The 25,753-nt window shown below is 72.8% G+C and carries 20 protein-coding genes; 13 read left to right on the top strand and 7 right to left on the bottom strand.

Going from position 1 to position 25,753, the window contains the following annotated elements; genetic code table 11:
- Both speB and ACIQ9G_RS01085 read right to left on the bottom strand, forming a co-directional pair.
- Window positions 1-969: an agmatinase gene (gene speB / locus ACIQ9G_RS01090; RefSeq protein ID WP_403604403.1), complete on the bottom strand. Its 969-nt coding sequence runs from the start codon at window positions 967-969 to the stop codon at window positions 1-3.
- Between the two features lie 56 nt (window positions 970-1,025).
- Complete coding sequence (locus tag ACIQ9G_RS01085; RefSeq protein ID WP_403604400.1) at window positions 1,026-2,492, bottom strand: sodium:solute symporter; 1,467 nt, start codon at window positions 2,490-2,492, stop codon at window positions 1,026-1,028.
- A 201-nt stretch (window positions 2,493-2,693) separates the two neighbouring features.
- Between ACIQ9G_RS01085 and ACIQ9G_RS01080 the strand changes: the two genes are divergently transcribed.
- Complete coding sequence (locus tag ACIQ9G_RS01080; RefSeq protein WP_403604397.1) at window positions 2,694-4,526, top strand: helix-turn-helix domain-containing protein; 1,833 nt, start codon at window positions 2,694-2,696, stop codon at window positions 4,524-4,526.
- Window positions 4,527-4,596: 70 nt separating this feature from the next.
- A complete protein-coding gene (locus ACIQ9G_RS01075) occupies window positions 4,597-5,385 on the top strand; it encodes a phosphatase (protein ID WP_403604395.1) in 789 nt (262 codons plus the stop codon).
- 234 nt (window positions 5,386-5,619) lie between these two features.
- Here the strand turns inward: ACIQ9G_RS01075 and ACIQ9G_RS01070 are convergent, their stop codons facing one another.
- The 3 genes from ACIQ9G_RS01070 to ACIQ9G_RS01060 are packed head-to-tail and all read right to left on the bottom strand — an operon-like array spanning window position 5,620 to window position 8,389.
- Window positions 5,620-6,297 carry a maleylpyruvate isomerase N-terminal domain-containing protein gene (locus ACIQ9G_RS01070; RefSeq protein WP_403604393.1) on the bottom strand — a complete coding sequence of 226 codons (678 nt, stop codon included), beginning with the start codon at window positions 6,295-6,297 and terminating at the stop codon, window positions 5,620-5,622.
- A 24-nt stretch (window positions 6,298-6,321) separates the two neighbouring features.
- Entirely contained in the window at window positions 6,322-7,197 is an 876-nt protein-coding gene (locus ACIQ9G_RS01065) for an acyl-CoA thioesterase (RefSeq protein ID WP_403604390.1), read from the bottom strand.
- Between the two features lie 34 nt (window positions 7,198-7,231).
- A complete protein-coding gene (locus ACIQ9G_RS01060) occupies window positions 7,232-8,389 on the bottom strand; it encodes an acyl-CoA dehydrogenase family protein (protein WP_392194954.1) in 1,158 nt (385 codons plus the stop codon).
- Window positions 8,390-8,676: 287 nt separating this feature from the next.
- Here ACIQ9G_RS01060 and ACIQ9G_RS01055 point away from each other — a divergent pair, with 287 nt between their 5' ends.
- Window positions 8,677-10,269 (top strand): alpha/beta hydrolase, encoded by a 1,593-nt coding sequence (locus tag ACIQ9G_RS01055; protein ID WP_403604386.1) that lies wholly within the window; start codon window positions 8,677-8,679, stop codon window positions 10,267-10,269.
- Between the two features lie 54 nt (window positions 10,270-10,323).
- Here ACIQ9G_RS01055 and ACIQ9G_RS01050 read toward each other — a convergent pair whose 3' ends face one another.
- Complete coding sequence (locus tag ACIQ9G_RS01050; RefSeq protein ID WP_403604383.1) at window positions 10,324-10,929, bottom strand: TetR/AcrR family transcriptional regulator; 606 nt, start codon at window positions 10,927-10,929, stop codon at window positions 10,324-10,326.
- Window positions 10,930-11,025: 96 nt separating this feature from the next.
- On the opposite strand from ACIQ9G_RS01050, the gene ACIQ9G_RS01045 reads away from it, so the two are divergent.
- The 10 genes from ACIQ9G_RS01045 to ACIQ9G_RS01000 all read left to right on the top strand — a co-directional run bounded on the left by ACIQ9G_RS01045 (window position 11,026) and on the right by ACIQ9G_RS01000 (window position 23,985).
- Window positions 11,026-12,642, top strand: a complete 1,617-nt coding sequence (locus ACIQ9G_RS01045) for a carboxyl transferase domain-containing protein (RefSeq protein ID WP_403604380.1) — start codon at window positions 11,026-11,028, stop codon at window positions 12,640-12,642.
- 16 nt (window positions 12,643-12,658) lie between these two features.
- Window positions 12,659-14,599, top strand: coding sequence for an acetyl-CoA carboxylase biotin carboxylase subunit (locus tag ACIQ9G_RS01040; protein ID WP_403604377.1), 1,941 nt, complete (start codon window positions 12,659-12,661; stop codon window positions 14,597-14,599).
- Complete coding sequence (locus ACIQ9G_RS01035; protein WP_403604374.1) at window positions 14,596-15,546, top strand: hydroxymethylglutaryl-CoA lyase; 951 nt, start codon at window positions 14,596-14,598, stop codon at window positions 15,544-15,546. The genes ACIQ9G_RS01040 and ACIQ9G_RS01035 overlap by 4 nt, the downstream gene beginning before the upstream one ends.
- A gap of 6 nt (window positions 15,547-15,552) precedes the next feature.
- Window positions 15,553-16,713: an acyl-CoA dehydrogenase family protein gene (locus ACIQ9G_RS01030; RefSeq protein ID WP_403604371.1), complete on the top strand. Its 1,161-nt coding sequence runs from the start codon at window positions 15,553-15,555 to the stop codon at window positions 16,711-16,713.
- Window positions 16,714-16,860: 147 nt separating this feature from the next.
- Complete coding sequence (locus ACIQ9G_RS01025) at window positions 16,861-17,910, top strand: ABC transporter substrate-binding protein (RefSeq protein ID WP_403604368.1); 1,050 nt, start codon at window positions 16,861-16,863, stop codon at window positions 17,908-17,910.
- Window positions 17,911-17,950: 40 nt separating this feature from the next.
- On the top strand, window positions 17,951-18,817 hold the full coding sequence (locus tag ACIQ9G_RS01020; RefSeq protein WP_403604365.1) for a siderophore-interacting protein: 867 nt from the start codon (window positions 17,951-17,953) through the stop codon (window positions 18,815-18,817).
- 147 nt (window positions 18,818-18,964) lie between these two features.
- On the top strand, window positions 18,965-20,431 hold the full coding sequence (locus ACIQ9G_RS01015) for a pyridoxal phosphate-dependent decarboxylase family protein (RefSeq protein WP_403604362.1): 1,467 nt from the start codon (window positions 18,965-18,967) through the stop codon (window positions 20,429-20,431).
- Window positions 20,415-21,698: a lysine N(6)-hydroxylase/L-ornithine N(5)-oxygenase family protein gene (locus tag ACIQ9G_RS01010; RefSeq protein ID WP_403604359.1), complete on the top strand. Its 1,284-nt coding sequence runs from the start codon at window positions 20,415-20,417 to the stop codon at window positions 21,696-21,698. Before ACIQ9G_RS01015 ends, ACIQ9G_RS01010 begins: the two co-directional genes overlap by 17 nt.
- On the top strand, window positions 21,695-22,219 hold the full coding sequence (locus tag ACIQ9G_RS01005) for a GNAT family N-acetyltransferase (RefSeq protein ID WP_403604356.1): 525 nt from the start codon (window positions 21,695-21,697) through the stop codon (window positions 22,217-22,219). Before ACIQ9G_RS01010 ends, ACIQ9G_RS01005 begins: the two co-directional genes overlap by 4 nt.
- Window positions 22,216-23,985 (top strand): IucA/IucC family protein, encoded by a 1,770-nt coding sequence (locus ACIQ9G_RS01000; protein WP_403604353.1) that lies wholly within the window; start codon window positions 22,216-22,218, stop codon window positions 23,983-23,985. The genes ACIQ9G_RS01005 and ACIQ9G_RS01000 overlap by 4 nt, the downstream gene beginning before the upstream one ends.
- 133 nt (window positions 23,986-24,118) lie before the next feature.
- On the opposite strand, the gene ACIQ9G_RS00995 is transcribed toward ACIQ9G_RS01000, so the two are convergent.
- The gene (locus tag ACIQ9G_RS00995) at window positions 24,119-25,735 is read right to left on the bottom strand and encodes a beta-N-acetylhexosaminidase (protein WP_403604350.1); all 1,617 of its coding nucleotides are present in this window, start codon (window positions 25,733-25,735) and stop codon (window positions 24,119-24,121) included.
- Between the last annotated feature and the right edge of the window lie 18 nt (window positions 25,736-25,753).

The raw sequence follows: 25,753 nt of genomic DNA, 5'->3' as shown, positions 1-25,753 counted from the left end.
TTACGCGGTGCGGGCCGCGGCGATCTGGCGGGTCATGATCGTGGTGAGCTCGTACGCCGTGTGGGAGGCCGCCACCGACGTGATCTCGGCGTGGTCGTAGGCGGGCGCCACCTCGACGACGTCCGCCGACACCAGGTTGCAGGACGCCAGGCCGCGCAGGATCTCCAGCAGTTCGCGGGAGGTCATGCCGCCGGCCTCGGGGGTGCCGGTGCCGGGGGCGTGCGCCGGGTCGAGGCAGTCGATGTCGATGGAGATGTACAGCGGGCGGTCGCCGATGCGCTGCCGCAGCTGGTCGGCCACCTCGTCGGCGCCCCGGCGGTAGATGTCCGCGGAGGTGACGATGCCGAAGCCCATCTTCTCGTCGTCGGTGAGGTCCTGCTTGCCGTACAGCGGGCCGCGGGTGCCGACGTGGGAGAGCGCCTCGGTGTCGAGGATGCCCTCCTCGACCGCGCGCCGGAACGGGGTGCCGTGGGTGTACTCGGCGCCGAAGTAGGTGTCCCAGGTGTCGAGGTGGGCGTCGAAGTGGAGCAGGGCGACCGGGCCGTGCTTCTTGGCGACCGAGCGCAGCAGCGGCAGCGCGATGGTGTGGTCGCCGCCGAGGGTCATCAGGCGGGCGCCGGCGCCGAGCAGCTCGTCCGCGGCGGCCTCGACGGTCTCCACGGCCTCGTTGATGTCGAAGGGGTTGACGGCGATGTCACCGGCGTCCGCGACCTGGGCGAGCGCGAACGGGGACGCGTCCTGCGCCGGGTTGTAGGGGCGCAGCAGCCGGGACGCCTCGCGGATGGCGTTGCCGCCGAAGCGGGCGCCCGGCCGGTACGAGACGCCGGAGTCGAACGGCACGCCCACGACGGCGACGTCGGCGGCGCCGACCTCGTCGAGGCGGGGCAGCCGGGCGAAGGTGGCGGGACCGGCGTACCGCGGGATGCGGGAGGAGTCGACGGGACCGCGGGGCGTCTCGCTGCTGCTCATGGTGAAATGCCTTCTTTCCTGCGCTTGGTCGCGCATGTACTGCTTTCCGTACGACTCTACTGGTGAGCCGGGACCGGTTCGGACGCGAGTTCGGGGGTCCGCCCGGCGAGGCGCTCGCGCCAGGCGGCGAGGACGGCCGCGTCGGTCGGCTTCGTCGCCAGGGAGACGGCGACGTAGGCGGCCAGGGAGGACAGCAGGCCGTAGTAGACGGGCTCGTTGGCGAGGATGCCGTACGTGGCCATCAGGCCGATGACCGCGAGACCGCCGACGATCACGGAGGCCAGCGCGCCGTGCACGGTGCCGCGCTTCCACAGCAGACCGCCGAGGATCGGCACGAGCAGCCCGCCGACGAGGAGGTTGTACGCCACGGTCAGCGCCTCGACGACGTTGTTGAGCGCGATCGCCGTGCCGATCACGGCGAGCCCCATGATCAGGATGAACACCCGGTTGCCCTTGACCTCGTCGTGCTCGTCCCCGTCGGAGGCGCGCCGGGTCAGGCCCCGCAGCCGGGACCAGATGTCGTTGTTGGCGACGGTCGCGCAGGCGATCAGCGCGCCCGAGGACGTCGACATCACCGCGGCCAGGGCGGCGGCGAGCACCAGTCCGCGCACCCCGACGGGGAGTTCGTTCTTGACGATGGTCGCGAAGGCGTCGTCGGCGCTGCCGAGCTTGGGGTAGAGCACCTTGGCGGCGGTGCCGATGACGGCGCCGGCCAGGGCGTACGCCAGGCAGTAGGTGCCGGCGACCGTGCCGCCCCACTTCGCCGTGGTGTCGCTGCGGGCGGTGAACACGCGCTGCCAGATGTCCTGGCCGATGAGCATGCCGAAGGTGTAGATCAGGACGTAGGTGAAGATCGTCTCGCCGCCGATGCCCAGCGGGTCGAAGTACTCGGTGGGCAGCTTGGCCTTCATCTCGGAGAAGCCGCCCGCCTTGACGACCGCGATGGGCAGCAGGAGCAGCAGCACGCCGATCGTCTTCACGACGAACTGCACCATGTCGGTCAGCGTGATCGACCACATGCCGCCGAGGGTCGAGTACGCGACGACGATCGAGCCGCCGAGGACGATCGCGAGGGTGCGGTTCATGTCGAACAGCACGTCGAAGATCGTGGCGTAGGCGATGGTGGACGTGACCGCGAGCATGAGGGTGTACGCCCACATGACGACGCCGGAGATGACGCCCGCCCGGCCGCCGTAGCGCAGGTCGAGCATCTCGGAGACGGTGTAGACCTTCAGCCGGGCTATGCGGGCGGAGAAGAAGACGGACAGGGCCAGCAGCCCGAGGCCGATGGTGAACACCATCCAGGCGCCGGAGAGGCCGTACTGGTAGCCGAGGCCGACGCCGCCGATGGTGGACGCGCCGCCGAGGACGATCGCCGCCATGGTGCCGGAGTACATCGCGGGCCCCAGGCGGCGGCCCGCCACCAGGAACTCGCTCTTGGACCTGGCGCGGCGCATGCCCCACCAGCCCATGGCCAGCATTCCGGCCAGATAGACGACGATCACTGTGTAGTCGACGGCCATGGGCCCTCCTTCGCGCACATTCCGGTGGCGTGTCGTGCAGGTACGTGGGGGGTTCCTGGAAACAGGGACGCCGGCAGCGGTTCGCGGGGACATCCGCCCGTACCCGCGGCCGCCGGTCTGCGCTTGACCCTAGGTGGCCGGAAAGCGACTGCGAAGTGTACGTTTCATCCATTCCAGCGGAGCCGGATGGAGGGAGTGCACATGCCGGACTCGGCCGCCCCGGCGGTCCCGCCGACCCCACCGGTCCCGCTGGCGGCGCTGCTGGCCCGCGAGGACCTGGGCCTGCGCCGGATCGCGGGGCCGGCGGACCCCGCCACCGTGATCCACTGGGCGCACACCTCGGAGATGGCCGACCCCTATCCGTACCTGCTGGGCGGCGAGCTGCTGCTGACGGCGGGCGTGCACGTCCCGGGGGCGGCGGACCCGGACGGGGATCCCCCCGGCACGAGCGAGGCCGAGCGCTGGGGGGACTACTTCGACGGCTACGTCGCGCGGATCGTGGCGGCGGGCGGCGCGGCCCTCGGCTTCGGTCTGGCGCCGGTGCACGACACGGTGCCGCGGGCGCTGGTGGAGGCCTGCGACGCGCAGGGGCTGCCGCTCCTGGAGGTCCCGCCGCAGACCACCTTCTCGGGCGTGGCCCGCGCGGTCTGGCAGCTGATGGCCCAGGCGCGGCTGGCCGAACTGCGCCGGGTGACCGAGGCCCAGCGGAGCCTGGCCGTCGCGGCCTCCCGGCCCGACCCCGTGCCCGCGGTGCTGCGCCAACTGGCCCAGCGGGTGGCGGGCCGGGCGGTGCTCTACGGACCGGACGGGACGGAGATCGCGGCGGCGGGCCGGGAGCCGGACGAGGAGGTACGGCAGGCCCTGGCCGGACTGGCACAGGTGGTACGCCCCACGGCTCCCGACGACACGGCACCCTCCCGGCCCGGCAGCCCCACGCACTCCCGGCCCGACGGCCTTGCGCCCTCCCCGTCCGGCAGCCCCGCCGCGCCCGCCGACCGTCCCGCGGCCTCCCCCGAGGACCGCCCCGCCGCCGCACCCGCCGACCGGCCCGCTGCCTTCCCCGCGGGCCGCCCTGGCGCCTCGCCCACCGGTCGGCCTGCCGTGTCCCTCACCGGCCACCCCGCTGCCCCGTCCCCCACCGGCCGTCCCGTCGCGACGCCCGCCGGCCGTCCCGTCGCGACGCCCGCCACCGGGCGCACCACCCCGCCCTCAACCACCCGCCCCGCCCCCTCCTCCGCCACCGACACCGTCCCCGGCGGTCATCTCTCCGCCTACGCGCTCGGCACCGGCCAGGGCTTCGTGCTCGGGGTGGCCGCCGCGCGGCGGGAGCCCGGCGACCACACCGTCGTGTCCGTCGCCGCCGTCCTCCTCTCCCTCCTCACCGGCGAGCACCAGAGCGCCACGGGCGCGGCGCGCTCCTCGGCCCTGGTCCGGCTGCTGCTGGGCGCGCCGCCCGAGGACGTGGCCCCGCTGCTGGGCGCCGGGCAGTGGCTCGTGGTGCACGCGCGGCCCGACGCGCAGGCCCCCGACGCCGTGGCCGCCTCCGCCCTCGGCGCCGCCCTCGGCTCCGCGCTGGTCGACCTCGCGGACGAGGCCGTACGGGTCCTCGTCCCCGCCGGGCGGGAACCGGCCGCGCAGCCCGGCTGGACCCTCGGCGTCAGCGCCGCCGTCGCCCCCGGCGACTGGCCGGCCGCCGACACCCAGGCGGCTCGCGCCCTGGCCCGCGCCCGGGCCACCCGCACCCCGCTGGTCCGGCACACCGCCCGGCGCGGCCTGGCCGACCTGGTCCCGCACGAGGAGGCAGACGCCCACGCCCGCGCGCTGCTCGCCCCCGTCACGGCGGTTCCGGCGCTCACCGAGACCCTGCGCACCTGGCTGTCGCTGCACGGCAGCTGGGACCGCACCGCCGTCGCCCTGTCCGTGCACCGCAACACCGTCCGCCAGCGCGTCGCCCGCTGCGCGGCCCTCCTCGGCACCGACCTGGACGACCCCGACGTCCGCATGGAACTGTGGTTCGCCCTGGGGCGGATCTGATGGCGTGACCCGCGTCCCAGCGCGCTCCGCCCGGGACACGGGGACAGGCGGCTGCCCCACAATGGGAGCCATGCCGATACCCGGGACTCCCAGCCGCGCCGAGCTCGTCGACCACCTCGTCAGAACCCGTATCGCGGGCGACGTCGCCACCCCCCGCGAGAACAACCTCTCCCACTACCGCAAGCTGGCGAACGGCGACCGCAACTTCTGGCTCGGCCTGGAACTCGGCGACCGCTGGCGGGACGAGCAGGACGTGCTCGCCGTGATGGCGGAGCGGGTCGGCGTCAACGACGACCCGGAGCACCGGTACGGCCAGGACACCATCGACCCCGAGCTGACCGTCGACGCCCTGGAGCGGCTGGCGGGGCGTCTGCGCAAGGCGGCCGAGGGGCGGCAGCGGGTGCTGTTCGCCACCGGCCACCCCGGCGGCCTGCTCGACGTGCACCGGGCCACGGCCGCCGCGCTGCGCGCCGCCGGGTGCGAGATCGTCGTGATCCCGGACGGGCTGCAGACGGACGAGGGGTACGTGATGCAGTTCGCGGACGTGGCGGTGCTTGAGCACGGCGCCACGCTGTGGCACACGCACTCGGGCGCGCCGATGCGGGCCGTCCTCACCGGCCTGGAGCGCGAGGGCCGCCCGCTGCCCGACCTGGTGGTCGCCGACCACGGCTGGGCCGGATACGCCGGGCAGCACGGGATCGACTCCGTCGGCTACGCCGACAGCAACGACCCGGCCCTCTTCCTCGCCGAGTCCGAGGGCACCCTCCAGGTGACGGTGCCCCTCGACGACCACGTGGTCAGCCCCCGGCACTACGACCCGATGACGGCATACCTGCTGGAGCAGGCGGGGCTGGAGTGACCCCCGCTTTCTAGTGCTGCGGCCGGAACGGTTTGCCGGAAAGCTCGCGGCGTCCGGTGCTGGGGGCACCTCCCACGCCGTTCAGGCTGTGGGGGAGCATCGCAAGGCGGAGCATCGCCCGCGTACTGGATGTACTCGGGTGATGCGACAACGCGGCTGGGGGTCCCCCTGCTCGCAGAGCTTGGGGGAGCCGTGCCGGGCGTCGCGAGCCGGTGAACCTCTCCGGCCACAGCACTAGATCCCGGCGATCGAGGCGGGGGCGCGTTCGACGCGGGCGAGCCCCCGGATGACGTCGGCCGGGCCGTGGCGGCGGACCGCGAGACGGGCCAGCAGGTCGACGACCGGGGCCGTCAGGTGCTCGGGGAACTCGGGCGCCGGCAGCCCCACGCTGCACGCCAGGTCGTCGGCGTGGACGACGAGTTCCATCAGCCGGGTGAGCAGGAAGTCGTCGAGGTCCAGGGACCACTCGCCCCAGGTGGGCACGTGGACCGGCCGTCCGGCGGGAGCCTCGGGTACGACGGTGCGCAGCTTCCCGACCGCCTCGCGTACACGGGCGAGCAGGGCCGCGTGCCCGTCGGCGGCGGTGTCCTCGCCGCTCCGGCGGATCCGCGCGCTCACGGCGGCGTCGGGACCGGCGTCGAGCCAGACGACGCGCTCCAGGTAGTACTCCCGCAACGACACCACCGGTTCCGTGGGCACCGGCCGCGCGAGCAGGCCGGGCAGCTCCAGCTCCTGCCGGAAGGTGTGCCCGGCGAGCCCGCGCACGCTGAAGTCCTTCAGTGCGCTGGGGTCGTTCCAGGCGTGGGCGACGGCGGGTTCGGCCAGTAGGTCGGCGACGTGTCCGGCCGCCTCCAGGAAGGCCGCCCGGACCCGTCCGCCCCGCCAGTTCCACGGCTCTTCGGTGACTGTCATGTCCCTATCCAAGCGGGGAGCCGGTCACCGGGGAACCCGGACCACGCCCTCCTGGATCACCGAGATCGCCAGGCGGCCGTCCTGCGTGTAGATGCGGGCCTGGCCCAGGCCGCGCCCGCCGTGCGCCGACGGGGACTCCTGGTCGTACAGCAGCCACTCGTCGGCCCGGAACGGGCGGTGGAACCACATCGCGTGGTCGAGCGAGGCCCCGACGACGTCGCCGACGGCCCAGCCGCCGCGCCCGTGCGCGAGCAGGACCGAGTCCAGGAGCGTCATGTCGGAGACGTAGGTGGCGAGCACGACGTGCAGCAGCGGCTCGTCGATCCCGCCCTCCAGCTTGCCGTTGGTGCGGAACCACACCTGGGAGTGCGGCTCGCGCGGCTCGCCGAACCTGCCGTACGGCGGCTCGTCCACGTAGCGCAGGTCGACCGCCTCCCGCGCCTCCAGGAACTTCTCCACGACCGCCGGGTCGAGGTGACCGTAGTCGCGCAGGCGTTCCTGGGAGGTCGGCAGGGTGGCCGGGTCCGGGGAGGACGGCATCGGGGCCTGGTGGTCCAGTCCCTCCTCGTCCGTCTGGAAGGAGGCCGAGAGGTGGAAGATCGGCTGCCCGTGCTGGACCGCCACCACCCGCCGGGTGGTGAAGGAGCGGCCGTCGCGGATGCGGTCCACGGTGTAGACGATGGGCGCGCCGGGATCGCCGGGCCGCAGGAAGTACGCGTGCAGCGAGTGCGCGTGCCGGTCGGCCGGGACCGTGCGGCCGGCGGCGACCAGCGCCTGCGCGGCGACCTGGCCGCCGAAGACGCGCGGGACGACCGCCGAGCGGGACTGGCCTCGGAAGATGTCCTGCTCGATCCGCTCGAGGTCGAGCAGATCGAGCAGCGACTGAAGTGCCTGACTCATGCGTCAGTTGTATCCTGCACCGGTTTCCGGGACCTTACAGCCCCATGTTCTTGGCGATGATCGACTTCATGATCTCGCTGGTGCCGCCGTAGATGCGGTTGACGCGGTTGTCCGCGTACAGGCGGGCGATCGGGTACTCGTTCATGTAGCCGTAACCGCCGTGCAGCTGGAGGCAGCGGTCGATGACGCGGTGCGCGACCTCGGTGCAGAACAGCTTGGCGCTGGCGGCCTCGGCGGGGGTGAGCTCACCGGCGTCCAGGGCCTCCGTGGCACGGTCGGCGACGGCCTCGGCGGCGTCCACCTCGGCCTGGCAGGCGGCCAGCTCGAACTTGGTGTTCTGGAAGTGGGCGACCGGCTTGCCGAAGACGGTGCGCTCCTGCACGTACTGCTGGGCGAACCGGACGGCGGCCTTGGCCTGGGCGTAGGCACCGAAGGCGATGCCCCAGCGCTCGGAGGCCAGGTTGTGGCCGAGGTAGTAGAAGCCCTTGTTCTCCTCGCCGAGCAGGTCCTCGACCGGCACCTTGACGTCGACGAAGGCCAGCTCGGCGGTGTCGGAGGTGCGCAGGCCGAGCTTGTCCAGCTTGCGGCCGACGGAGTAGCCCTCGGACTTGGTGTCCACGGCGAAGAGGGAGATGCCGAAGCGGCGGTCCTCGGCGGTGGGGGCGGAGGTCCGGGCGCAGACGATGACCTTGTCGGCGTGCACACCGCCGGTGATGAAGGTCTTGGCGCCGTTGAGGACGTAGTGCGTGCCGTCCTCGGAGAGCTTGGCGGTGGTCTTCATGCCCGCGAGGTCGGAGCCGGTGCCCGGCTCCGTCATCGCGATGGCCCACATCTCCTCGCCGGTGACGAACTTCGGCAGGTAGCGCTTCTTCTGCTCGTCGGTGGCGAGCATCTTGATGTAGGGCAGGGCGAGCAGCACGTGCACGCCGGAGCCGCCGAACTGGACGCCCGCGCGCGCGGTCTCCTCGTAGAGGACGGCCTCGAACTTGTGGCTGTCCATGCCCGCGCCGCCGAACTCCTCGGGCACGTTGATGCCGAAGATGCCCAGCTCGCCGAGCTTGTAGTAGAAGTCGCGCGGCGCCTGGCCCGCGGCGAACCACTCGTCGTAGACGGGGACGACCTCGGCCTCGATGAAGGCGCGAAGGGTCTCCCGGAACGCCTCGTGATCCTCGTTGAACACCGTACGGCGCACGCCGCCACCTCCACGTACTTCGGCATGTCTGAGCATGTCTAAGCGCTTGCTCATGTCAACGTACCGGCGAGTAGGCGGAGGCGTCCAGAGGGGTCCGCGTAACGCTCGTCACCCTCGCCGCGCCGCGCGGCCGACGGGTCACGCCATTCACCCGGCCGGCCGGGACGCGGCCCCCGTACGGCCCGCCCCACCGGGCGCGCCCCTCCGCGCCGCGGCAGGCTGCGAAAAGTCCGCCTCACGGGCGTCGCACAGGCTGCCGGGCAGTGATCTGAAGGAAGGCCGCACGCATGTCATCTCCCCGAAGGCCCCGGTGGCGGGCCGCCGTCGCCGCAACGGCGGCCGTGGCCTGCCTCGTGACCACGGTGGCCGCGGCCGCCCCGGCCGCGGCCGGGCGCCCGGCGGCGGCAGCGCCCGTGCCCCGCCTGGCCTGGAGCCCCTGTTCCTACGCGCCCGGGTTCGAGTGCGCGACGGCGAAGGTGCCGCTGAACCACCGGCACCCCCAAGGGCGCACCGTCGAACTCGCCGTCATCAGGCGGCCGGCGACGGACCCGGCCCACCGGGCCGGCTCACTGTTCTTCAATCCCGGTGGCCCCGGAAACGCGACGGCCGGAACGGCGGCACTTCCCGCCGCGTACGAGGCCTTCCCCCGGGAGCTGCGCGAGCGGTTCGACATCGTCAGCTGGGACCCCCGCGGGGTCGGACGCTCCACGGCCGTCCGATGCTTCAGGAGCGCCGAGGAGTTCGCGGCCTGGAGCGCGCGGGTGCCCGACGGTTTCCCGGTCGGTGCCCGCGAGCGGGCGTCGTGGATCTCCGCCTTCGCCGAACTGGGCCGGATCTGCGAGCAGCGCCTCCCGGATCTCCTCCGGCACGTCTCCACCACGGACACCGCCCGCGACCTGGACCTGCTGCGCCGCGCCGTGGGCGACCGGAAACTGAACTACCTGGGCGTCTCCTACGGGACCTTCCTCGGCGCCACCTACGCCAACCTCTTCCCCCGCAACGTGCGGGCCATGGTGCTGGACGGCGCCGTCGATCCCGTCACCTGGGTGCGGTTGTCCCCGCCGCTGCCGACGGAGCTGCGCCGGCGCGCCGACATAGGGTCCGCGCGGACCCTCGCCCGCTTCCTCGACCTGTGCGGCCGCACCACGACGGACCGCTGCGCCTTCTCCGCGGGCACCCCGCGGGCCACCCGGGACAAGTACGAGCGGCTGCTGCGCCGCCTGAGCGCGCACCCCCAGGGCGAGTGGACCTACGCGGCCACCGTCTCGGCGGTCGTCGAGGGGCTGTACGTCGTCGATCCCGGGTGGACCGAACTGGCCGAGGTCCTCCAGGCCCTGTGGGACGGCGGTGCCCCCGCCGCCAGGACGTCCCCGTTCGCCAGGACGACCGCCGGCACCGGCGCGCTCCAGCCCGCCGCCTACCCCGAGGTGGAGCCCCCGTACGCGGTGCAGTGCTCGGAGAGCCCGGTCCCCCGCGACACCCGCCGCTACCACACCTTCGAACAGCAGGCCTATGCCCGGTCGGGGGACGTGGGCCGGTACTGGACCTGGCTCGCCGAGCCGTGCGCGACCTGGCCCGCGCGGGCGGCCGACCGCTACACCGGACCGTGGAACCGGCCCACCCCTCCCCTGCTCACGGTCAACACCACCTTCGACCCGGCCACCCCGTACCAGCAGGCGGTGGACCTGACCCGGCACCTGGCCGACGCCCGACTCGTCACCGTGCGGGGCTACGGGCACACCACGCTGCTGAACCCCAGCTCCTGCGTCGGGAACCACGAGGTCCGCTATTTCCTCTCCGGCGCCCTGCCGCCCCGCGGCGCCGTCTGCGGCCAGGACGTCCGGCCGTTCGCGCCGGACGCCCGCGCGCCCGGCAAGTGAGAGCGCCTCCCCGGCACGGCCCACGTACTCCGGGGTGGCCGCCCTCAGCGCGCGTCAGTCGTCGCCGGCGGCCGCCGCCGCGAACGCGCCCCGCGCCATGCGGTGCAGGAGGGTCGCCGTGGTCTGCCGTCCGGGCAGGGAGCCGGGGCGGCCCAGGTGCGGGGTGGAGTTGAGCAGGCCGAAGACCGAGTGCACCGCCGAGCGGGCGGTGGGCTCGGCCAGCGCCGGGTAGACCGCGCGCAGCACCTCCACCCACAGCTCGACGTACTGCCGCTGGAGCTGCCGCACGAGCTTGCGGTCGCTGTCCCGCAGGCGGTCCAGCTCGCGGTCGTGCAAGGTGATCAAAGGGCGGTCGTCGAGCGCGAAGTCGATGTGCCCCTCGATGAGCGAGTCGAGGACCGCCCCGGGGTCGGCCCCCGCGCCGGCCTCCGCCAGGCGCCGCTTCGCTCCGGTCAGCAGCTGGCCGCTGATGCCCACCAGCAGCTCCGCGAGCATCGCGTCCTTGCCGGCGAAGTGCCGGTACAGACCGGGCCCGCTGATCCCGACCGCGGCGCCTATCTCGTCGACCCCGACGCCGTGGAAGCCGCGTTCGGCGAAGAGCCGGGCGGCTTCCTTGAGGATCTGTTCGCGGCGGGTGGGGGCGTCGGTTCTGGTGGCCATGAAAACAATTCTAGACAGCGAGGTTAGCGGTCGTTAACCTGAAGGAAATGGTTAACGCTCATTAACAGTCGACCACTGGGTGAGGGGTACCGCAGGATGCACGAGGCACCGGAGCTGACGAGCGCGGCCGATCCCGCGTCGGACGCCTGGCGGGCCAACGAGGAGGCGCACCGGGCGCTCGTCGAGGAGCTGCGCGGCAAGCTCGCCGCGGCCCGGCTCGGCGGCGGCGAGAAGGCGCGCGCCCGCCACACCGCGCGCGGCAAGCTGCTGCCCCGCGAGCGCGTGGACACTCTTCTGGACCCCGGGTCGCCGTTCCTGGAGCTGGCCCCCCTGGCCGCCGACGGGCTGTACGACGGACAGGCACCGGCCGCCGGGGTGATCGCCGGTATCGGCCGGGTCAGCGGCCGCGCCTGCGTGGTCGTCGCCAACGACGCCACCGTCAAGGGCGGCACCTACTACCCGATGACGGTGAAGAAGCACCTGCGCGCGCAGGAGGTGGCGCTGGAGAACCGGCTGCCCTGCCTCTACCTCGTCGACTCCGGCGGCGCGTTCCTGCCGATGCAGGACGAGGTCTTCCCCGACCGCGAGCACTTCGGGCGGATCTTCTACAACCAGGCGCGGATGTCCGGCGCGGGCATCCCGCAGATCGCGGCCGTGCTCGGCTCCTGCACGGCCGGCGGGGCGTACGTACCGGCGATGAGCGACGAGGCCGTGATCGTCCGCAACCAGGGGACCATCTTCCTGGGCGGCCCGCCGCTGGTGAAGGCGGCCACCGGCGAGGTCGTCACCGCCGAGGAGCTCGGCGGCGGCGAGGTGCACTCCCGGACCTCCGGCGTCACCGACCACCTCGCCGAGGACGACGCGCACGCGCTGCGGATCGTGCGGAACATCGTCGCCACCCTCCCCGCGCGCGGGGCGCTGCCCTGGGAGGTCACCGAGGCGATCGAGCCGAAGGTCGACCCCGCCGGGCTCTACGGCGCCGTCCCGGTCGACTCGCGCACCCCCTACGACGTCCGGGAGATCATCGCGCGCGTGGTCGACGGCTCCCGCTTCGCCGAGTTCAAGGCCGAGTTCGGGCAGACCCTGGTCACCGGCTTCGCCCGCATCCACGGCCACCCGGTCGGCATCGTCGCCAACAACGGCATCCTGTTCTCGGAGTCCGCCCAGAAGGGCGCCCACTTCATCGAGCTGTGCGATCAGCGCGGGATCCCGCTGCTGTTCCTGCAGAACATCTCCGGCTTCATGGTCGGCCGGGACTACGAGGCCGGCGGCATCGCCAAGCACGGCGCCAAGATGGTCACGGCGGTGGCCTGCACCCGCGTGCCGAAGCTGACGGTCGTCGTCGGCGGCTCCTACGGCGCGGGCAACTACTCCATGTGCGGCCGGGCCTACTCGCCCCGCTTCCTGTGGATGTGGCCCAACGCCAAGATCTCCGTCATGGGCGGCGAGCAGGCCGCCTCCGTCCTCGCCACCGTGAAGCGGGACCAGATGGAGGCCCGGGGCGAGGAGTGGCCCGCCGAGGACGAGGACGCCTTCAAGGCGCCGATCCGCGCCCAGTACGAGCACCAGGGCAACGCCTACTACGCCACCGCCCGCCTCTGGGACGACGGCGTGATCGACCCGCTGGAGACCCGTCAGGTGCTGGGCCTGGCACTGACCGCGTGCGCCAACGCCCCGCTGGGTGAACCCCAGTTCGGCGTCTTCCGGATGTGAGGGGGACCTTCCGACCATGTTCGAGACAGTTCTTGTGGCCAACCGCGGCGAGATCGCCGTCCGGGTCATCCGTACGCTGCGCGCCCTGGGCGTGCGGTCGGTGGCCGTCTTCTCCGACGCCGACGCCGACGCCCGGCACGTCCGGGAGGCGGACACCGCGGTCCGGATCGGCCCGGCGGCGGCCGCCGAAAGCTATCTGTCGGCCGAGCGGCTCCTTCAGGCCGCCGCCCGCACCGGAGCCCAGGCCGTCCATCCCGGGTACGGCTTCCTCGCGGAGAACGCGGGCTTCGCTCGCGCGTGCGCCGAGGCCGGGCTCGCGTTCATCGGGCCGCCGGCCGACGCCATCGCCCTGATGGGCGACAAGATCCGCGCCAAGGAGACGGTCCGGGCCGCCGGGGTGCCGGTGGTGCCCGGCTCCAGCGGCTCGGGCCTGACCGACGCGCAACTGGCCGAGGCCGCCCGTGAGATCGGCATGCCGGTGCTGCTGAAGCCCTCGGCGGGCGGCGGCGGCAAGGGAATGCGGCTGGTACGCGACGAGGGCCGGCTGGCCGACGAGATCGCGGCGGCCCGCCGCGAGGCCCGCGCCTCCTTCGGCGACGACACCCTGCTCGTCGAGCGCTGGGTCGACACCCCCCGCCACATCGAGATCCAGGTCCTCGCCGACGGCCATGGCAACGTGATCCACCTCGGCGAGCGCGAGTGCTCGCTCCAGCGCCGCCACCAGAAGATCATCGAGGAGGCGCCGAGCGTCCTGCTCGACGAGGAGATCCGCGCCGCGATGGGCGAGGCGGCGGTCCAGGCGGCCCGCTCCTGCGGGTACCGGGGCGCGGGCACGGTGGAGTTCATCGTCCCCGGCGGCGACCCGTCGTCGTACTACTTCATGGAGATGAACACCCGCCTCCAGGTGGAGCACCCGGTCACCGAGCTGGTCACCGGCCTGGACCTGGTGGAGTGGCAGCTGCGGGTGGCCGCGGGCGAGCCGCTGCCGTTCACGCAGGAGGACGTCCGGCTGACCGGGCACGCCGTCGAGGCGCGCCTCTGCGCCGAGGACCCCGCGCGCGGGTTCCTGCCCTCCGGCGGCACCGTGCTGCGGCTGCGCGAGCCGCAGGGCGACGGGGTGCGCACCGACTCCGGGCTCAGCGAGGGCACCGAGGTCGGCAGCCTGTACGACCCGATGCTGTCCAAGGTGATCGCGTACGGGCCGGACCGTGCCACCGCGCTGCGGAAGCTGCGGGCCGCCCTGGCGGAGACGGTGACGCTGGGGGTGCAGACCAACGCCGGTTTCCTGCGGCGGCTGCTGGCGCATCCGGCGGTCGTCGCGGGCGAGCTGGACACCGGGCTGGTCGAGCGCGTGGCCGACGAACTGGTCCCGGCGGACGTGCCGGAGGAGGTCTACGAGGCCGCCGCGGCGGTGCGGCTCGACGCCCTGCGCCCGACGGGCGACGGGTGGAAGGACCCGTTCTCGGTGCCGAGCGGCTGGCGCATGGGCGGGGAGCCGAAGCCGGCGGCCTTCCCGCTGCGGGTGGCCGACCCCGTGGAGCACACCCCGCGCGGCACCCATACCGTGACCGGCGACACGGTCTCCGTCACCCTGGACGGCGTCCGCCACACCTTCCACCGCGCCGCCGACTGGCTCGGCCGCGACGGCGACGCCTGGCACGTGCGCGACCACGACCCGGTGGCCGCGTCCCTCAGCCGGGCCGCGCACAGCGGCGCCGACTCGCTCACCGCCCCCATGCCCGGCACGGTGACGGTGGTGAAGGTCGCCGTCGGCGACGAGGTGACCGCGGGCCAGAGCCTGCTCGTGGTGGAGGCGATGAAGATGGAGCACGTCATCTCCGCCCCGCACGCCGGCACCGTCACCGGCCTGGACGTGGCCCCGGGCACCACGGTCGCCATGGACCAGGTGCTGGCCGTGATCGCGCCGCACGAGGAGGAAGGGGCGCAGCCGGAATGAGCGCATCCGAGATCGGCCTGCCCATGGTCGTCCCGGCCCGGAACCTGCCCGAGCGGGTGCGGATCCACGAGGTCGGCCCGCGCGACGGCCTGCAGAACGAGAAGAACGCGGTGCCGACCGAGGTGAAGGCGGAGTTCATCCGCCGTCTCGCCGGGGCGGGCCTGACGACCGTGGAGGCGACCAGCTTCGTGCACCCGAAGTGGGTGCCTCAACTGGCCGACGCGGAGGCGCTGTTCCCGCAGGTCAAGGATCTGCCGGGGGTGCGGCTCCCGGTCCTGGTGCCGAACGCGCGCGGCCTGGAGAGGGCGCTCGCCCTCGGCGCGGACCGCATCGCCGTCTTCGCCAGCGCCACCGAGTCCTTCGCCAAGGCCAACCTCAACCGCACGGTCGCGGAGTCCCTCGCCGTCTTCGAGCCGGTGGTCGCCCGCGCCAAGGAGGAGGGCGCCCACGTCCGCGGCTATGTCTCCATGTGCTTCGGCGACCCCTGGGAGGGGGCGGTCCCGCTGCACCAGGTGGTGGGTGTGTGCCGGGCGCTGACGGACATGGGCTGCGACGAGCTGAGCCTCGGCGACACCATCGGCGTCGCCACCCCCGGCCATGTGCGGGAGCTGCTCGCCGCGCTGAACGAGGCGGGCGTGCCGACGAGCGTCCTCGGGGTGCACTTCCACGACACCTACGGCCAGGCACTGGCCAACACCTACGCGGCGCTGGAGCACGGGGTCACGACGGTCGACGCCTCCGCGGGCGGCCTCGGCGGCTGCCCGTACGCCAGGTCCGCCACCGGCAACCTCGCCACCGAAGACCTCGTGTGGATGCTGCAGGGCCTCGGCATCGACACCGGAGTCGACCTCGGCCGCCTCGTCGCCACGAGCGAGTGGATGGCCGAGCGGCTGGGCCGGCCCAGCCCGTCCCGCACCGTACGAGCCCTCTCCCACAAGGAGCAGTGATCACCGATGGACCACCGTCTCTCCCCCGAGCTGGAAGAACTCCGCCGTACCGTGGAGGCGTTCGCGCACGACGTCGTCGCGCCCAAGATCGGCGACTTCTACGAGCGCCACGAGTTCCCGTACGAGATCGTGCGGGAGATGGGCCGCATGGGCCTGTTCGGGCTGCCGTTCCCCGAGGAGTACGGCGGGATGGGCGGCGACTACCTGGCCCTCGGCATCGCCCTGGAGGAGCTGGCCCGGGTGGACTCCTCGGTGGCGATCACCCTGGAGGCGGGCGTCTCGCTGGGTGCCATGCCGGTCCATCTCTTCGGCACCGAGGAGCAGAAGCGCACGTGGCTCCCGCGCCTGTGCTCCGGTGAGATGCTCGGCGCGTTCGGCCTGACGGAACCGGACGGCGGCTCCGACGCGGGTGCCACCCGGACGACGGCCCGCCTGGACCCGGACACCGACGAGTGGGTGATCAACGGCACCAAGTGCTTCATCACCAACTCCGGCACCGACATCACGGGCCTGGTCACGGTCACGGCGGTGACGGGCCGCAAGCCCGACGGACGGCCGCAGATCTCCGCGATCATCGTCCCCTCCGGCACGCCCGGCTTCACGGTGGCGCCCGCCTACTCGAAGGTCGGGTGGAACGCCTCCGACACCCGGGAGCTGTCCTTCGCCGACGTCCGCGTGCCGGCCGCGAACCTGCTGGGCGAGGAGGGCCGCGGCTACGCGCAGTTCCTGCGGATCCTCGACGAGGGCCGCATCGCCATCGCGGCCCTGGCGACCGGCCTGGCCCAGGGCTGCGTCGACGAGTCGGTGAAGTACGCCAAGGAGCGGCACGCCTTCGGCAGGCCCATCGGCGCCAACCAGGCCGTCCAGTTCAAGATCGCCGACATGGAGATGAAGGCCCACACGGCCCGCCTCGCCTGGCGCGACGCGGCCAGCCGCCTGGTGGCGGGCGAGCCCTTCAAGAAGGAGGCGGCGCTGGCGAAGCTCTACTCCTCGACGATCGCCGTCGACAACGCCCGCGACGCCACCCAGATCCACGGCGGCTACGGCTTCATGAACGAGTACCCGGTCGCCCGCATGTGGCGCGACTCCAAGATCCTGGAGATCGGCGAGGGCACCAGCGAGGTCCAGCGGATGCTCATCGCACGAGAGCTGGGACTGACCACCTGACGAGCTGACGAACCGACAACCGAACAGCGCACGGGCCGCCGACCGGGCCGGGCGCGGCACCACCCCTGGACAGGGAGTGAGGTTAGGCTAACCTAACTTTCACTCCGTCCGGCGGGCGCCCCGCCCCGTTCGAAAGCAGTCGCACCCATGCCCAAGTCCCGTGCCACCCACCTCTCCCGCCGCGGCATCCTCGCCGCGGGCGGCGCCCTCGGCCTCGGCGCCGTCCTCGCGGCCTGCGGCGGCGAGGACGCGGAAGACGGTGGCCCGGGCGATGCGGCGGGGTCCGCCGGGTCCGGCCGCTGGTCCTTCCGGGACGACCGCGGCCGGAGCGCGAAGGCGGACCGGGTGCCGTCCAGCATCGTCGCCTTCGTCGGGGTCGCGGCCGCGCTGTACGACTACGGCATCCAGGCCAAGGGCGTCTTCGGCCCGACCAGGACCAAGGACGGCAGGGCCGACGTGCAGGCCGGCGACATGGACGTCAGCAAGGTGACCGTCCTCGGCAACGCGTGGGGCCGGTTCAACATCGAGAAGTACGCGGCCCTCGCCCCCGACCTCCTCGTCTCCACGATGTTCGACGACGCCGGCACCCTCTGGTACGTCCCCGAGGAGTCGAAGAAGAAGATCCTCGCCGTCGGCGCCCCGACCGTGGGCCTCTCCGTCTACGACCGTCAACTCACCGAACCGCTGCGGCGCATGCTCGCCCTCGCCGAGTCGCTCGGCGCCGATGTCACCACGCAGAAGATCAAGCAGGCCCGGAAGCGCTTCGAGGACGCGGCGGCCCGGCTGCGTGCCGCCGCCCGGGCCAACCCCGGCATCAGGGTGCTGGCCGGTTCGGCCGCCCAGGACCTGTTCTACGTCTCCGGCACCGACCTCTCCGTCGACCTCGAGTACTTCAAGGCCCTGGGCGTCACCTTCGTCGAGCCCCCGGAGCGGGCCAAGGCCGAGGGCGGCGGCTGGTACGAGTCGCTGAGCTGGGAGAACGTCGACAAGTACGCGGCGGACATCATCATGATGGACAACCGCACCTCGGCCATCCAGCCCGCGGACATCACCGAGGGCACCTGGAAGAAGCTCCCCGCCGTCAAGGCCGGCCAGGTCATCGCCCGCAATCCCGAGCCGATCCTGTCGTACGACAAGTGCGCGCCCCTGCTCGACGACCTCGCCGCGGCCATCGAGAAGGCCCAGAAGGTCGGCTGACAGCCCGGCCCCACCCCGGACGACGTTCTCAGGAGCCCCGATGACCACCGCCGTGGCCGCCCCGTTCCGTTTCTTCTCCCTCCAGGTCGTGGCGACGAGGCGGCTCGGTCCCTCGCTCGCCCGCGTCACCTTCACCGGCCCCGGCCTGGACGCCTTCCACTCCGGGGGACGCGACCAGTCCCTGTCGCTGTTCCTGCCGCGCCCCGGCTCGAGCGAACCCGTCGTCCCGGTCGGCTTCGGGGACGGGTGGTGGCAGGCCTGGCGCGAACTCCCGGACGACCGAAGGGCGGTGATGCGCTCGTACACCCTGCGCGCCCTGCGCCGGGACGCCCGCGGCCGCACCGCCGAGATCGACATCGACTTCGTGCTGCACGGGGTCGGGCCGGGCGCCACGGCCCCGGCGGGCCCCGCCTCGCGCTGGGCCTCCCGGGCCGCCCCCGGGGACCGCGTGCTGCTGCTGGGCCCCGCCGTCGCGGACAACCGCGCGATCCGCTTCCGCCCGCCCGGGGACACCGACCTGGTCCTGATGTGGGGCGACGAGACCGCCGTGCCCGCGGCGAGCGCCGTCCTGGAGTCCCTGCCGGCCGGCACCCGGGTGCGCGCCTGGCTGGAGGTGCGGCACGCCGGGGACATCCAGGACGTGCCGACCGAGGCCGACGCCGAGGTGAACTGGCTGGTCCAAGGCCCCGGACGGGCCGCGCGGTCCCCCCTTGCCCTCGACGCCGTACGGGACGTCCGGCTGCCCTCCGGGGCGCGCCCGTACGTCTGGCTCGCGGGCGAGTCGGGATGCGTCAGGGAACTGCGCCGGCACTTCGTCGGAGAGCGCGGGATCGACCGGCGGCGCGTCACCTTCGTCGGTTACTGGCGGCACGGCCTGAGCGAGGAGGAGCTGCGCACCCGGGAGTGACGCGGCGGCAGCGGTGACGTGACGCGGTCACCGAGGGGCGGAGTTCCAGGAATAACTTAGGTTAGGCTAACCTAAGTTAATGCCGCGGAGCTTCGCCCCTCGTCCACGTCCGCACGGACCGTCCCCACGCCACCGGAGGACCCCCACATGCGCTCGCACCTGCTCAATGACCTCACCGCGGAGCACTACCGCCGCTCCGTGACCGAAGGAGTAGAGCGGGTGGCCGCCCACCTCGCCGCCACCGACCGTCCGTTCACCGGTATCACCGCCGACGCCCTCGCCCCCCGCATCGACGGCATCGACCTGGACCGGCCGCTGCACGACACCTCGGCGGTCCTCGACGAACTGGAGGAGGTCTACCTCCGGGACGCGGTCCACTTCCACCACCCCCGCTACGTGGCCCACCTCAACTGCCCCGTGGTGATCCCGGCGGTGCTCGGCGAGGCGGTCCTCTCCGCCGTCAACTCCTCCCTCGACACCTGGGACCAGTCGGCCGGCGCCACCCTCATCGAGCGCAAGCTGGTCGACTGGACGGCCTCCCGCATCGGCCTCGGCCCCGCCGCCGACGGCGTGTTCACCTCCGGCGGCACCCAGTCCAACCTCCAGGCGCTGCTGCTGGCCCGCGAGGAGGCCAAGCCGGGGCAGGCGGGGCGCGCGGGGGCGGACTCCCTCGGCGGGCTGCGGATCCTCGTCTCCGAGGCGGGTCACTTCAGCGTGCGCAAGGCGGCGAAACTGCTCGGCCTCGGCCCCGAGTCGGTGGTGTCCCTCCCCGTCGACCGGGACCGCCGGATGCGGACCGTCGCGCTCGCCCACGAACTGGAGCGCTGCCGCCGCGAGGGCCTGGTCCCGATGGCCGTGGTCGCCACCGCCGGCACCACCGACTTCGGCTCCATCGACCCGCTGCCGGAGATCGCCGAGCTGTGCGACCGGTACGGCGTGTGGCTGCACGTGGACGCGGCCTACGGCTGCGGCCTGCTGGTGTCCCCCACCCGGCGCCACCTCCTGGCGGGCATCGAGCGCGCCGACTCGGTCACCGTCGACTACCACAAGTCCTTCTTCCAGCCGGTGAGTTCCTCCGCCCTGCTGGTCCGGGACGCGTCCGCCCTGCGGCACGCCACCTACCACGCCGAGTACCTCAACCCGCGCCGCACCGTGAGCGAGCGCATCCCCAACCAGGTCGACAAGTCCCTGCAGACCACCCGCCGCTTCGACGCCCTCAAGCTGTGGACGACCCTGCGCGTGATGGGCGCCGACGGGATCGGCCGCCTCTTCGACGAGGTGTGCGACCTGGCCGCCGAGGGCTGGCGGATGCTCGCCGCCGACCCCCGCTTCGACGTGGTCGTCGAACCGGCGCTGTCCACCCTCGTCTTCCGCCACGTCCCGGCGGCCCCCACCGACCCGGCCGAGATCGACCGAGCCAACCTTCACGCCCGCAAGGCCCTGTTCGCCTCCGGTGCGGCGGTCGTCGCGGGGACCAAGGTCGGCGGCCGCCACCACCTGAAGTTCACCCTGCTCAACCCCGAGACCACGACGGCCGATCTCGCCGCCGTCCTCGACCTGATCGCCGGCCACGCCGAGCAGTACCTGGGAGAGTCCCTTGACCGCGCATCCTGAAGGCCCGGGCGCCGAGTACGACTTCGTGGGGATCGGCCTGGGCCCGTTCAACCTCGGCCTCGCCTGCCTCACCGAGCCGATCCCCGAACTGACGGGCGTGTTCCTGGAGTCCAAGCCCGGCTTCGAGTGGCACTCGGGGATGTTCCTCGACGGCGCCCACCTGCAGACCCCGTTCCTGTCGGACCTGGTCACCCTGGCCGACCCCACCTCCCCGTACTCCTTCCTCACCTACCTCAAGGAACGGGGACGGCTGTACTCGTTCTACATCCGCGAGAACTTCTACCCGCTGCGCGTCGAGTACGACGACTACTGCCGCTGGGCCGCCTCGAAACTGACCGGCGTGCGCTTCGGCACCACGGTGACCGAGGTGACGTACGACGAGGCGGACGGGCTCTACGCGGTGCGGACGGCGGACGGCGAGACGTACCGGGCCCGCCACCTGGTCCTCGGCACCGGCACCTCGCCTCACCTCCCCGACTCCTGCCGCGGCCTGGGCGGCGACTTCATCCACACCTCCCGCTATGTGCGGCACCGGGCGGAGCTCCAGCGCAAGGAGTCGATCACCCTGGTCGGCAGCGGCCAGTCCGCCGCCGAGATCTACCACGACCTGCTCGGCGAGATCGACGTCCACGGCTACCGGCTGAACTGGGTGACCCGCTCCCCGCGCTTCTTCCCGCTCGAATACACCAAGCTCACCCTGGAGATGACCTCCCCGGAGTACGTCGACTACTTCCGCCGGCTCCCGGAGGCCACCCGCTACCGCCTCACGGCCGAGCAGAAGGGCCTGTTCAAGGGCATCGACGGCGCCCTGATCGACGCCGTCTTCGACCTGCTCTACGAGAAGAACCTCGCCGGCCCGGTCCCGACCCGCCTGCTCACCAACTCCAGCCTTAACGGCGCGCGGCACGACAACGGCACGTACACCCTCACCTTCCGCCAGGAGGAGCAGGGGAAGGACTTCGAGCTGCGCTCCGAGGGCCTGGTCCTGGCCACCGGCTACCGGTACCGGGAGCCGGACTTCCTCGCGCCCGTCCGCGACCGCCTGCGCCGCGACTCCCACGGCAACTTCGACGTCGCCCGCAACTACGCGATCGACGTCACCGGACGCGGCGTCTTCCTGCAGAACGCCGGAGTCCACACCCACAGCATCACCAGCCCCGACCTCGGCATGGGCGCCTACCGCAACAGCTGCATCATCCGCGAGCTGCTCGGCAGCGAGTACTACCCGGTCGAGAAGACCATCGCCTTCCAGGAGTTCGCCGTATGACCTTCACCATCCGCCCGCTCGACCCGGCGCGGGACGCCGGACTGCTGCACGGCTGGGTCACGCACCCCAAGGCGGCGTTCTGGATGATGCGGGACGCGCGACCGGAGGACGTGGAGCGCGTCTATGAGGGGATCGCGGCCGACGAGCACCACGACGCCTTCCTCGGGCTGCACGGAGGCGAGCCGGTCTTCCTGATGGAGCGCTACGACCCCGCCCACCGGGAACTGGCCGGGCTGTACGCGGCGCGTCCGGGCGACGTCGGGATGCACTTCCTGGTCGCACCGGCCGAAACGCCCGTGCACGGGTTCACCCGGGCCGTGATCACCGCGGTGATGCGGCACCTGTTCGAGGATCCGGCGACGCACCGGGTCGTGGTGGAGCCCGATGTCCGCAACACGGCCGTGCACGCGCTGAACGCGGCCGTCGGGTTCGTGCCGGAGCGCGAGATCGAGACGCCGGAGAAGACGGCGCTGCTGAGCTTCTGCACCCGGGAGCGGTTCGAGAGGGCGGTGGGCGCGTGAACCCCGCCGACGCCGTGGCCCACCTCTCCCCCGACCGCTGGGACACCGCCAACCGCCTCCTCGTGCGCAAGGCGCTCGCCGAGTTCGCGCACGAGCGGCTGATCGCCCCCGAGCGGGACGGCGGCCATTACACCGTCCGCAGCGACGACGGCCGCACCCGGTACCGCTTCACCGCCGTCCGCCGCGCGCTCGACCACTGGCAGGTGGACGCCGGTTCCGTCACCCGCCACCGCGGCGGCACCGAACTCCCCCTCTCGGCGATGGACTTCGTCGTCGAGCTGAAGGACTCCCTGGGCCTGAGCGACGAGATCCTGCCGGTCTACCTGGAGGAGATCTCCTCCACCCTGGCCGGCACCTGCTACAAGCTCGCCAAGCCGCGCGTCACGTCGGCCGAGCTGGCGGCGAGCGGCTTCCAGGCCGTCGAGACCGGCATGACCGAGGGCCACCCCTGCTTCGTCGCCAACAACGGGCGGCTCGGCTTCGGGATCCACGAGTACCTGGCGTACGCCCCCGAGACCGCGCGTCCCGTCCGGCTGGTGTGGCTGGCCGCGCACCGCTCCCGGGCGGTGTTCACGGCCGGGGCCGGGATCGCGTACGAGACGTTCGTACGGCAGGAGCTGGGCGCGGAGACGGTCGAGCGCTTCGACGGCGTCCTGCGCGGCCAGGGGCTCGACCCCGCCGACTACCTGCTCATGCCGGTCCACCCCTGGCAGTGGTGGAACAAGCTCTCCGTCACCTTCGCCGCCGAGGTCGCCCGCCGGCACCTGGTGTGTCTCGGCGAGGGCGACGACACGTACCTGGCCCAGCAGTCCATACGGACCTTCTTCAACACCTCCCACCCGCACCGGCACTACGTCAAGACGGCGCTGTCGGTCCTCAACATGGGCTTCGTGCGGGGGCTGTCCGCGGCCTACATGGAGGTCACCCCGGCCGTCAACGACTGGCTGGCCCGGCTGATCGAGGGCGACCCGGCGCTGAAGGCGACGGGCCTGTCGATCGTCCGGGAGCGGGCCGCGGTCGGCTACCGGCACCTGGAGTACGAGGCGGCGACGGACCGCCACTCGCCGCACCGGAAGATGCTGGCCGCGCTGTGGCGGGAGAGCCCGGTGCCCTCCCTCCAGGAGGGCGAGTCCCTGGCCACCATGGCCTCGCTGCTGCACGCGGACCACGAGGGCGCGTCCTTCGCCGGCGCGCTGATCGCACGCTCCGGGCTGCGGCCGGCCGAGTGGCTCCGCGGCTACCTCCGGGCGTACCTCGTCCCTGTGCTGCACTGCTTCTACGCCTACGACCTGGTCTTCATGCCGCACGGCGAGAACGTGATCCTGGTCCTGGAGGAAGGTGCCGTACGGCGCGCGATCTTCAAGGACATCGCCGAGGAGATCGCGGTGATGGACCCGGACGCCGCGCTGCCGCCCCAGGTGCGGCGGATCCGGGTGGACGTGCCGGAGGACAGGAAGCTGCTGTCGGTCTTCACGGACGTCTTCGACTGCTTCTTCCGCTTCCTCGCCGCCGGCCTCGCCGCCGAGGGAGTCCTGCCGGAGGACGACTTCTGGCGCACGGTCGCGGAGGTCGTCCGGGAGTACCAGGACTCGGCGCCCGGACTGGCCGACCGGTTCCGCCGGTACGACCTGTTCGCCCCCGAGTTCGCCCTCTCCTGCCTCAACCGCCTCCAGCTGCGCGACAACGGCCGGATGGTCGACCTCACCGACCCGGCCGGCTCCCTCCGGCTGGCGGGCACGCTGCCCAACCCCCTCGCGGGGCGGTAGCCCGGACGGGTGAAGCCCCTCGCGGGGCGATGGCCCGGGCGGGTGAAGCCCCCCGCGGGGCGATGGCCCGGGCGGACGGGTGCCCCGGAGTACGGTCCTCCGGGGCACCCGTGCGTGGCCGTGTCCTACCGGGTCACCGGCTGGGCCAGGGCACCTGGGGCGAGCGGTAGTAGCCGATGCCCAGGGCGTCCCAGCGGGGTGCCTGAGCCGCGAGGCGCACCTTGTAGGTCTCCCAGTCGTGCGTGGCCGCGGGCGACCAGCCGAGTTCGGCGGCGCCGGGCAGCCTCGGGAAGGCCATGTAGTCGATGTGGGCGGAGGTCGAGAGGGTCTCCGACCACAGCGGGGCCTCCACGCCCCGGACGGCGGAGGCGGGGGCGCCGGGCAGGTAGGCGCCGGGGTCCCAGTCGTAGGACCGCCGCACCTCGACGTAGCCGGCCCAGGCCAGCCCCAGCGGGGTGTCCTTGGTGTACTTCATGTCGAGGTAGACCCGGTCGGCCGGGGAGAGGATCAGCCCGGTGCCGTTCCGTGCGGCCTTGGCGACCTGCTCCTTCTCCGCGGCGCCGGTGGAGTCCAGTCCCCAGTACTGGGCGAGCGCGCCCGGGGCCGGGTCCGCGCCGGTGAGCTGGTGCCAGCCGATCACCGTCTTGCCGTACTTCGCGACGACCGGCTGCACCCGGTCCATGAACTTCACGTAGTCGTCGTGGCTGGTGGAGTGCGCCTCGTCGCCGCCGATGTGCAGGTAGCGGCCGGGGGTGAGGGCGGCCAGTTCGCGGACGACGTCGTCGACGAAGTCGTAGGTGCGGTCCTTGGCCACGCACAGCGAGCTGAAGCCCACCTTGGTGCCGGTGTAGAGCGGGGGCGCGACACCGTCGCAGTTCAGCTCGGCGTAGGAGGCGAGGGCCGCGTTGGTGTGGCCGGGCATGTCGATCTCGGGGACGACCTCCAGGTAGCGGGAGGCCGCGTACCGGACGATCTCCCGGTAGTCGTCCTTGGTGTAGAAACCGCCCGGGCCGCCGCCGACCTGGGTGGAGCCGCCGTAGGTCGCCAGGCGCGGCCAGGAGTCGACGGCGATGCGCCAGCCCTGGTCGTCGCTGAGGTGCAGGTGCAGCTTGTTGATCTTGTAGAGGGCCAGCTCGTCGATGTAGCGCTTGACCTGGGCCACGGCGAAGAAGTGGCGGGAGACGTCGAGCATCGCGCCGCGGTAGGCGTAGCGCGGGGCGTCCTCGACGGTGCCGCCCGCGACCAGCCACGGGCCGGGCTGCGCGGACTTGCGCTCGACGGCGGCGGGCAGCAGCTGCCGCAGGGTCTGCACGCCGTGGAAGAGGCCGGCTGGCTCCCGGGCGGTGATCGTCACGCCCTGGGCGCCGCTGTCGAGGCGGTAGCCCTCGGCGCCGAAGCGGCCGTTCGCCAGGCGCAGCCGGATGCCGCCGCGGCCGTGCGTGGTCAGCGGCAGCGGATAGCCGGTCGAGGGGCGCAGGACGTCCGCGAGGTAGGCGCCGATCCGGCGTGTGTCCTCGCGCCCGGCGTCGATCCGGATGCGGGTGTCGCGGGTGATGCGGTACGGAGGCCCGAACACCTCGGCCGAGGCGGGGGCCGGGACGATCCGGTCCAGCGGTGTCGCGTCGGCCCGCTCCTGCCCGGCGGGGGCCGCGCCGACGGCGAAGACCCCGGCCGCCGCCACGAGCAGCAGCGAACCGAGGACGCGGGTCAACCGGGGGGTGCGGGGAGTCGTGCTGGGGTGCCGTCTCACATGCGCTCCCTTGAACTC

This window comes from Streptomyces sp. NPDC096152 (assembly GCF_044763235.1).
Lineage (GTDB): Bacteria > Actinomycetota > Actinomycetes > Streptomycetales > Streptomycetaceae > Streptomyces.
This window is presented reverse-complemented; position numbering and strand designations above follow the sequence as displayed.

Bases quoted from the DNA above. Each gene is read 5' to 3' on its own strand.
- ACIQ9G_RS01015 (WP_403604362.1), top strand. From the start codon at position 18,965: ATGCGCTCGCACCTGCTCAATGACCTCACCGCGGAGCACTACCGCCGC.
- ACIQ9G_RS01055 (WP_403604386.1), top strand. From the start codon at position 8,677: ATGTCATCTCCCCGAAGGCCCCGGTGGCGGGCCGCCGTCGCCGCAACG.
- ACIQ9G_RS01025 (WP_403604368.1), top strand. From the start codon at position 16,861: ATGCCCAAGTCCCGTGCCACCCACCTCTCCCGCCGCGGCATCCTCGCC.
- ACIQ9G_RS01035 (WP_403604374.1), top strand. From the start codon at position 14,596: ATGAGCGCATCCGAGATCGGCCTGCCCATGGTCGTCCCGGCCCGGAAC.
- ACIQ9G_RS01075 (WP_403604395.1), top strand. From the start codon at position 4,597: ATGCCGATACCCGGGACTCCCAGCCGCGCCGAGCTCGTCGACCACCTC.
- ACIQ9G_RS01080 (WP_403604397.1), top strand. From the start codon at position 2,694: ATGCCGGACTCGGCCGCCCCGGCGGTCCCGCCGACCCCACCGGTCCCG.
- ACIQ9G_RS01050 (WP_403604383.1), bottom strand. From the start codon at position 10,929: ATGGCCACCAGAACCGACGCCCCCACCCGCCGCGAACAGATCCTCAAG.
- ACIQ9G_RS01020 (WP_403604365.1), top strand. From the start codon at position 17,951: ATGACCACCGCCGTGGCCGCCCCGTTCCGTTTCTTCTCCCTCCAGGTC.
- ACIQ9G_RS01070 (WP_403604393.1), bottom strand. From the start codon at position 6,297: ATGACAGTCACCGAAGAGCCGTGGAACTGGCGGGGCGGACGGGTCCGG.
- ACIQ9G_RS01005 (WP_403604356.1), top strand. From the start codon at position 21,695: ATGACCTTCACCATCCGCCCGCTCGACCCGGCGCGGGACGCCGGACTG.
- ACIQ9G_RS01030 (WP_403604371.1), top strand. From the start codon at position 15,553: ATGGACCACCGTCTCTCCCCCGAGCTGGAAGAACTCCGCCGTACCGTG.
- ACIQ9G_RS01065 (WP_403604390.1), bottom strand. From the start codon at position 7,197: ATGAGTCAGGCACTTCAGTCGCTGCTCGATCTGCTCGACCTCGAGCGG.
- ACIQ9G_RS01040 (WP_403604377.1), top strand. From the start codon at position 12,659: ATGTTCGAGACAGTTCTTGTGGCCAACCGCGGCGAGATCGCCGTCCGG.
- speB (WP_403604403.1), bottom strand. From the start codon at position 969: ATGAGCAGCAGCGAGACGCCCCGCGGTCCCGTCGACTCCTCCCGCATC.
- ACIQ9G_RS01085 (WP_403604400.1), bottom strand. From the start codon at position 2,492: ATGGCCGTCGACTACACAGTGATCGTCGTCTATCTGGCCGGAATGCTG.
- ACIQ9G_RS01045 (WP_403604380.1), top strand. From the start codon at position 11,026: ATGCACGAGGCACCGGAGCTGACGAGCGCGGCCGATCCCGCGTCGGAC.